The organism is Streptomyces sp. NPDC048462 (assembly GCF_043200175.1).
Taxonomy (GTDB): Bacteria; Actinomycetota; Actinomycetes; order Streptomycetales; family Streptomycetaceae; genus Streptomyces.
Genome location: NZ_JBICXG010000013.1, coordinates 220,578 through 228,438, shown reverse-complemented (window position 1 = coordinate 228,438; position 7,861 = coordinate 220,578). Strand labels below are relative to the sequence as shown.

At 69.1% G+C, this 7,861-nt stretch carries 6 protein-coding genes; 2 read left to right on the top strand and 4 right to left on the bottom strand.

Going from position 1 to position 7,861, the window contains the following annotated elements; translation table 11 throughout:
* Positions 1-136 precede the first annotated feature (136 nt).
* The 3 genes from ACGFU6_RS22920 to ACGFU6_RS22910 all read right to left on the bottom strand — a co-directional run bounded on the left by ACGFU6_RS22920 (position 137) and on the right by ACGFU6_RS22910 (position 3,911).
* On the bottom strand, positions 137-1,471 hold the full coding sequence (locus ACGFU6_RS22920; protein WP_393613364.1) for an MFS transporter: 1,335 nt from the start codon (positions 1,469-1,471) through the stop codon (positions 137-139).
* A gap of 96 nt (positions 1,472-1,567) precedes the next feature.
* Positions 1,568-2,008, bottom strand: coding sequence for a MarR family winged helix-turn-helix transcriptional regulator (locus ACGFU6_RS22915; protein WP_219573152.1), 441 nt, complete (start codon positions 2,006-2,008; stop codon positions 1,568-1,570).
* 448 nt (positions 2,009-2,456) lie between these two features.
* A complete protein-coding gene (locus ACGFU6_RS22910; protein WP_393613362.1) occupies positions 2,457-3,911 on the bottom strand; it encodes an NCS2 family permease in 1,455 nt (484 codons plus the stop codon).
* Positions 3,912-4,097: 186 nt separating this feature from the next.
* On the opposite strand from ACGFU6_RS22910, the gene ACGFU6_RS22905 reads away from it, so the two are divergent.
* The gene (locus ACGFU6_RS22905; protein ID WP_393613360.1) at positions 4,098-4,388 is read left to right on the top strand and encodes a DUF2530 domain-containing protein; all 291 of its coding nucleotides are present in this window, start codon (positions 4,098-4,100) and stop codon (positions 4,386-4,388) included.
* Between the two features lie 115 nt (positions 4,389-4,503).
* Positions 4,504-6,987 (top strand): HAD-IC family P-type ATPase, encoded by a 2,484-nt coding sequence (locus ACGFU6_RS22900; protein ID WP_393613358.1) that lies wholly within the window; start codon positions 4,504-4,506, stop codon positions 6,985-6,987.
* A 37-nt stretch (positions 6,988-7,024) separates the two neighbouring features.
* Here ACGFU6_RS22900 and ACGFU6_RS22895 read toward each other — a convergent pair whose 3' ends face one another.
* The gene (locus ACGFU6_RS22895) at positions 7,025-7,765 is read right to left on the bottom strand and encodes a calcium-binding protein (protein ID WP_393613356.1); all 741 of its coding nucleotides are present in this window, start codon (positions 7,763-7,765) and stop codon (positions 7,025-7,027) included.
* Positions 7,766-7,861 lie beyond the last annotated feature (96 nt).

Genomic DNA, 7,861 nt, shown 5'->3' with positions numbered 1-7,861 from the left:
AAAACGCTCGGCTGGAAAACCCCAGCCGAGCGCCTGCGTGATCTACTGACGGCCACATAAGCCATCAGGTGTTGCGAGGACCCCAAGAATCCGCCATACCCGGTCGGGGCCGTGATCGTGTGTGGCCGGGCGGGTCTCAGGCCGCCGTGGCCAGCTGCTCGCGCGGGACGAACCGTACGTGCGGGCGGCCCGGTCGCAGGTCGACCTGGAGGCGCAGGCCGCCGACGCGGGCCAGCATGAAGCCGACGCCGAGTGCGGCCACCAGCGAGAACGCACCGCCGACCGCCATTCCGGTGCGGACGCCGTACGCGTCGCTGATCCAGCCGACGATCGGGGCTCCCACCGGCGTACCGCCGGCGAAGACCATCATGTACAGGCTCATCACCCGGCCGCGCATGGCCGGGTCGGCCGCCATCTGGACGCTGGTGTTCGCGCTGATGTTGGTCGTCAGACCGATCATGCCGATCGGCAGGAGCAGGAGCGAGAACAGCCAGACGGACGGCGACATGGAGGCGATGACCTCCAGCAGGCCGAACAGGGTGCCGGCGCCGACCAGCATCCGCAGCCGCGACGAGCCGCGGCGGGCGGCGAGCAGGGCCCCGGCGAGGGAGCCCGCGGCCATCAGGATGTTGAAGAACGAGTACATCCCGGCGCCGCCGTGGAAGACCTCGTCAGCGAAGGCGGTCAGGAAGATCGGGAAGTTGAACCCGAACGTGCCGACGAATCCGACGAGGACGATCGGCCAGATCAGCTCCGGGCGGCCGGAGACATAGCGCAGCCCCTCGCGCAGCTGGCCCTTGGCGCGCGGTACGACCACGGCCTTGTGCAGTTCGTTCGTGCGCATCATCATCAGGCCGACGAGCGGCGCGAGGAACGACAGGCCGTTGAACATGAAGGCCCAGCCGCTGCCGACCGAGGTGATCAGCACACCCGCGACGGCGGGACCGATGAGCCGGGCGGACTGGAAGTTCGCCGAGTTCAGGCTGACCGCGTTCCGCAGCTGGGCGGGGCCGACCATCTCGGAGACGAACGACTGGCGGGCCGGGTTGTCCACGACCGTGACCATGCCGAGCAGGAACGCGATCAGGTAGACGTGCCACACCTGGACCACGCCGGAGAGCGTGAGCACCGCGAGCGCGACACCGCACAGGCCGAGCGCGGCCTGGCTGATGAGCAGGAGCTTGCGCTTGGGCATGCGGTCGGCGATGACGCCGCCGTACAGGCCGAAGAGCAGCATGGGGAGGAACTGGAGTGCCGTGGTGATGCCGACGGCGGCGGCGGACCCGGTGAGGCTCAGGACGAGCCAGTCCTGCGTGATGCGGGACATCCAGGTACCGGTGTTGGAGATCACGGCGCCGGTTGCGAACAGGCGGTAGTTACGGATCTTCAGCGACGAGAAGGTCCCGCCGGGCTTGCTCTCGTGGGTGGAAGTCGGTGCGGGGGCGGAGTCTGCTCCGGATCCCGTACTCAAAAGGGTTCGCCTCCTCGGGCGTGGACATGGTGCTGGCTGACGGGGATGCGGCGGTGGGGGCGGTGCGCCGGTGATGGTCCGGCGCGGCCCGCTCCGCTACAGGTGGGCGAGCTTCTCCAGCACGGGGGCCGCGTTGCGAAGCGTCTCCCACTCGTCCTCGTCCAGGCCTTCGGCGAGGGTGGTCAGCCAGGCGTTCCGCTTGCTGCGGCTCTCGGCGAGCATGGCCTCGGCCTGCTCGGTCTGGCTGACCATCTTCTGACGACGGTCATCGGGGTGCGGTTCCAGTCTGACCAGTCCCTTGGCTTCCAGCAGCGCGACGATGCGGGTCATCGACGGGGGCTGCACATGCTCCTTGCGGGCCAGCTCACCGGGGGTGGCCGAACCGCAGCGGGCGAGCGTGCCGAGCACCGACATCTCGGTGGGGCTCAGCGACTCGTCGACGCGCTGGTGCTTGAGGCGCCGGCCGAGCAGCATGACGGCGGAACGAAGGGAGCTCACGGCGGCGGCACTGTCGCTGTCGTGGATCAGGTCAGGCATGTTTGTTAGCGTAACTCATTACCTACCCTAAAGACCACTCGTGTTACACGCGCGAGACCCGAATCACCAATCGATCACCCAAACGAGTGAGTCAGTTCCGGAAAGTCACGCGTGTCGGGCCCGGGGAACGTAACCCTGCATGACATGGGATCGACAGTGCTCAGCCTGCGGATAGACGGTGAGCTGCTCGACCGGCTCAAGCAGCACGCCGCCAGACGCGGAATGAGCGTCCAGGACTATGTGGTCCGGACGCTCATTCGCGATGACTTCGACGAGCGCTTCCAGGCGGCCGTCGACGAGACGGAGAAGTTCTACGGAGCGGAGGGGGGGGGGGGGGGGGGGGGGGGGGGGGGGGGGGGGGGGCGCGGGGGCGCGGGGGGGGGGGGGGCGGCCGCCCCCCCCCCCCCCCCCCCCCCCCCCCCCCCCCCCCCCCCCCGCCCGCGAGGGATCACGTGAGGCCGAGCGCCGGCATCGCGTAGTAGAAGACGAAGACCGCCGACACCACGTACATGGCCACCGGCACCGAGCGACCGCGCCCGGCGGCCAGCCGCAGCACGCAGAACGCGATGAAGCCGATGCCGATGCCGTTGGTGATCGAGTACGTGAACGGCATCATCACCATGGCGAGGAAGGCCGGCATCGAGAGCGTGTAGTCGCTCCAGTCGATGTCCCGCACCGAGCCCGCGATGATCAGGAAGCCCACCGCCAGCAGGGCCGGAGTGGCCGCCTGCGAGGGGACCATCGTCGCCAGTGGTGTCAGGAACAGCGCCGCCGTGAACAGCAGACCCGTCACGATGCTCGCGAAGCCGGTGCGGGCCCCCTCACCGACACCCGCCGTGGACTCCACGAAGCAGGTGCCCGCCGAGGCGGAGCCCGCGCCGCCCGCGGCGACCGCGATGCCGTCGACGAACAGCACCTTGTTGATGCCGGGGAAGTTGCCGTCCTTGTCCATCAGCTTGGCCTCGTCGCCGACGCCGAGGATGGTGCCCATCGCGTCGAAGAAGCAGGACAGCAGCACGGTGAAGACGAACAGGATGCCGGTGAGCATCCCGACCTTGTCGAAGCCGCCGAACAGGCTGACCTTGCCGATCAGCCCGAAGTCCGGCGAGGAGACCGGGTTGCCCGGCCACTGCGGGACGGTCAGGCCCCAGGCCTCGCCCGGCAGGTCCGCGACCGCGTCGATGATCAGCGCGACGACCGTCATCGTGACGATGGAGATCAGGATCGCGCCCGGCACCTTGCGGACGATCAGCGCGAGCGTGAGCAGCGCGCCGAGCACGAAGACCAGCACCGGCCAGCCGTTGAGGTGGCCGTCGTTGCCGAGCTGCAGCGGGACGGTGGTGTGCGCGACGTCGGGGATACGGGAGACGAAGCCGGAGTCGACCAGGCCGATCAGCAGGATGAAGAGGCCGATGCCGATCGCGATGCCCTTGCGGAGCGAGGTCGGTACGGCGTTCATCACGCGTTCCCGCAGCCCGGTCGCGACCAGCAGCATGACCACGATGCCCGCGAGGACGACCATGCCCATCGCGTCGGGCCAGCTCATCCGGGGGGCGAGCTGGAGGGCGACGACGGTGTTGACGCCGAGGCCCGCGGCCAGCGCGATCGGCACGTTGCCGATGACACCCATGAGGAGCGTGGAGAACGCGGCCACCAGCACCGTGGCGGTGACCAGCTGGCCGCTGTCGAGCTGATGCCCGTACATGTCCTTCGCGCTGCCCAGGATGATCGGGTTCAGCACGATGATGTACGCCATCGCGAAGAAGGTGGCGAATCCGCCACGGATCTCACGCGCGACCGACGACCCCCGCTCGGAGATCTTGAAGAAACGGTCCAGGCCTCCGGAGGGCTGGGGAGCCGGGGGCTGTCCGGAGTCGACCGGAGCGGTGGCCGAGGGGGGCATGTAAGACCTCAGTCATACGTAGAGGGGGCGAAATATGGTCAGCTTTGGACTTTCGCACGAATAATTCGAGACAGTCGTAAGCAGATTCAGTATGAATACATAAGGCGAAGATCGCTATCTCCGCGCGTAGACCCTTGGGCCGACTGGCCTGGCGGCCTTTATGTACGCGCCGCATACACTGACTGCATGGCGAAGTGGACACCGAAGCACGAGGCACCCGAGCCCCTGGAGGGGCCCGTCGTCGCCACCATCACCGGCGGCACGATCCTCTGGTTCGTCCTCTTCCTCGTCCAGCTCCCGTTCTACGGCTGGTTCGACGATCACGGACACCTGTGGTGGGTGTGGACCTGCCTGGCCGGCGGAGGCCTCGGCCTGATCGGCATCTGGTACGTACGGGGACGCGACGCCGCGATCAAGCGGGCCGAGGCCACCGCCACCGCGCAGGGCGATTCGGACACTCCCGGCACCACCGCCTGAAAGCGGACCTCGGCGCGGGCCGGGTACCACCACGGGACGATTCCCGTCCTCCCCCGGTCTGATCTTCGGATCACCCGATGGGTGAACCGGACGTTCCACCCGTACCGTCAGAACCATGACTCAGCGGGCACTCGACCCCTCAGGGGATGAGCCGAACAGATCCTCCGTGCCTTCCGGCACCGACCGGCCGGTGATGATCGACGCCGGCAGCGAGCTCGACCCGGTGCACCCGGTCGAGCTCCCGGCCCCGGGCGGCGGGCGCGGGCTGACCGCGGCCGAGGTCGCGGAGCGGATCGCCCGGGGCGAGGTCAACGACGTGCCCGTGCGCTCGTCCCGGTCCGTGCGCGAGATCGTCCGCGCCAACGTCTTCACCCGGTTCAACCTGATCATCGGCGTGCTCTGGCTGATCATGCTGTTCGTCGCGCCGATCCAGGACAGCCTCTTCGGCTTCGTGATCATCGCCAACACCGGCATCGGCATCGTCCAGGAGTGGCGGGCCAAGAAGACCCTGGACAGCCTCGCGGTCATCGGCGAGGCCAAACCCACCGTCCGGCGGGACGGGGTCGCGGCCGAGATCTCCACCTCCGAGATCGTCCTGGGCGACCTCGTCGAGCTCGGCCCCGGCGACAAGGTCGTGGTCGACGGCACGGTCGCGGAGGCCGACAGTCTGGAGATCGACGAGTCCCTGCTCACCGGCGAGGCCGACCCGGTCCTCAAGCGCGCCGGCGACCCGGTCATGTCCGGCAGCTTCGTCGTCGCGGGCGGCGGCGCCTTCGCCGCGACCAAGGTCGGCCGCGAGGCCTACGCCGCACAGCTCGCGGAGGAGGCCTCCCGCTTCACGCTCGTCCAGTCCGAGCTGCGCAGCGGCATCTCCACCATCCTCAAGTACGTCACCTGGATGATGATCCCGACCGCGATCGGGCTGATCCTCAGCCAGCTGGTCGTGAAGGACCACAACTTCAAGGACTCCGTCGCCCGGACCGTCGGCGGCATCGTCCCGATGATCCCCGAGGGCCTGGTCCTGCTCACCTCGGTCGCCTTCGCGATCGGGGTCGTCCGGCTGGGCCGCAAACAGTGCCTGGTCCAGGAGCTCCCCGCCATCGAGGGCCTGGCCCGGGTCGACGTCGTCTGCCTGGACAAGACCGGCACCCTCACCGAGGGCGGCATGGACGTCACCGAGGTCCGCGCGCTGAACGGTACCGACGAGCCCTACCTGCGCCGCGTGCTGGCCGCCTTCGGCGCCTCCGACCCCCGGCCCAACGCCAGCCTCCAGGCGATCGTGGACGCCTACCCGGTCCCGGACGGCGAGGGCTGGCACGTCACCCAGGCACTGCCGTTCTCCTCGGCCCGCAAGTACAGCGGCGCCGCCTTCGACGAAGCCGGCGGGCAGTCCTCCGGCTGGCTGCTCGGCGCCCCCGACGTACTGCTCCCCGAGGACGACCCGGCGCTCACCGAGATCGAGCAGCTCAATCAGCAGGGCCTGCGCGTCCTGCTCCTGGCCCGCGTGGACGGGCAGCTCGACGACCCCGCGACCGCGACCGGGGCGCAGCCGGCCGCGCTCATCGTCCTGGAGCAGCGGCTGCGGCCCGACGCCGGGGAGACGCTCGCCTACTTCGCCGACCAGCGGGTCGCCACGAAGGTGATCTCCGGCGACAACGCCGTATCGGTCGGGGCCGTCGCCGCGAAGCTCGGACTGCCGGGCGCCGAGCACACCCTGGACGCGCGCCGGCTGCCCGCCGACCCGGACGAGATGGCCACCGCGATGGAGGAGAACGCGGTCTTCGGCCGCGTCACCCCGCAGCAGAAGCGCGAGATGGTCGCCGCCCTCCAGTCCCGCGGCCACACCGTCGCGATGACCGGCGACGGCGTCAACGACGTGCTCGCCCTCAAGGACGCCGACATCGGCGTCTCGATGGGCTCCGGCTCGGAAGCCACCCGCGCGGTCGCCCAGATCGTGCTGCTCAACAACAGCTTCGCGACGCTGCCGTCCGTCGTGGCCGAGGGCCGCCGGGTCATCGGCAACATCACCCGGGTCGCCACCCTGTTCCTGACGAAGACCGTCTACTCGGTGCTGCTGGCCGTCCTGGTGGTCTGCTTCCAGGTCGAGTACCCGTTCCTGCCCCGGCACCTGACCCTGCTGTCGACGCTGACGATCGGCATCCCGGCGTTCTTCCTCGCGCTGGCCCCCAACAAGGAACGCGCGCACCCCCACTTCGTGCGGCGCGTCATGCGGTACGCGATCCCGTCAGGCACCATCGCGGCCGTCGCCACCTTCGCGACGTATCTGCTGGCCCGGCACCAATACACCGGGCCCGGCGCGCTGGACGCGGAGACCAGCGCGGCCACGCTCACGCTGTTCCTGGTCTCGATGTGGGTCCTGGCGATCATCGCCCGCCCCTACACCTGGTGGCGGATCTGCCTGGTGGCGGCGATGGGCCTGGCGTTCCTGGTCGTGCTGGTCGTGCCGTGGCTGCAGGACTTCTTCGCGCTGAAGCTGGTGGGCGCGACGATGCCGTGGACGGCGGTGGGCATCGCCGTCATCGCCTCGGCGGCGCTGGAGTTCGCCTGGCGCCTGGTGAGCCGCCGCTTCCCGGTGTGACGGGGAAGCGGCGGCCCGGCAGGGCACTCGGGCGGGGCTACTTCACGTCGACGAAGTCACCCGTGGAGTTGACGGCCGGAGTCGAGGTCGTACCGGCGAAGCTGTAGCGCCAGTAACCGTCGACCGAGGCCTTCACCGTGGTCTTCAGGGTGCCGGTGCTGTTCGTCTTGACGGTCTTCACCGTGCTCCAGGTCTTGCCGCCCTTCTTGAGAAACTGCAGCTTGACCGGCTGGCTGGTGTAGCCGTGGTACTTGAAGTCGTCCCAGTTGGCGCGCGCCAGCTTGCCGGTGACGGTGATGGTCTTGCCCTTCTTCACCGGCTCGGGGGCGGCGTTGACGGTCTGCGTCGACGCCCGCTGGAACTTGAAGGAAGCGGCCTTCTGCTTCCAGACGTAGTCGTCGTCCTTGCCGTCCACCCACGCGTCGACGTACCAGGTGCCGGCCACGTCGTTCGAGTACGGGAGGTCGACCTTCGGGTCGACGGTGAACGACGCCGTGCAGGTGCTGCCGGAGCAGCGGGTGGTGCCGCTGAGGTAGCCGAACCCCGGTCCGTGCAGTTCGATGTCGGCGCCCGCGATGCCGGAGTTGTCCTTGGCGGTCACGGTGACGGTGAACTTCTTGACGAGGCTCGTTCCGACCACCACGTTCTTGCCGCCGTTGACGGTGACCTTGGTGATGGCCGTGTCGCCGTCGTGGCCGTCGGCCTGGGCGGCCGGCACGGCGAGGGCGGTCAGGGCCAGAGCGCCGACGACAGCGGCCGCAGAGGTGCGCATGCGCATGTGTTGTTTCCCGTGGGAAAGGGCCCGGGTCCGCGAGCGGACGGGCCGGTTCAGTCTGTCGAGCCGGAATGGCTCAACAGACCAGACAGACGGGAG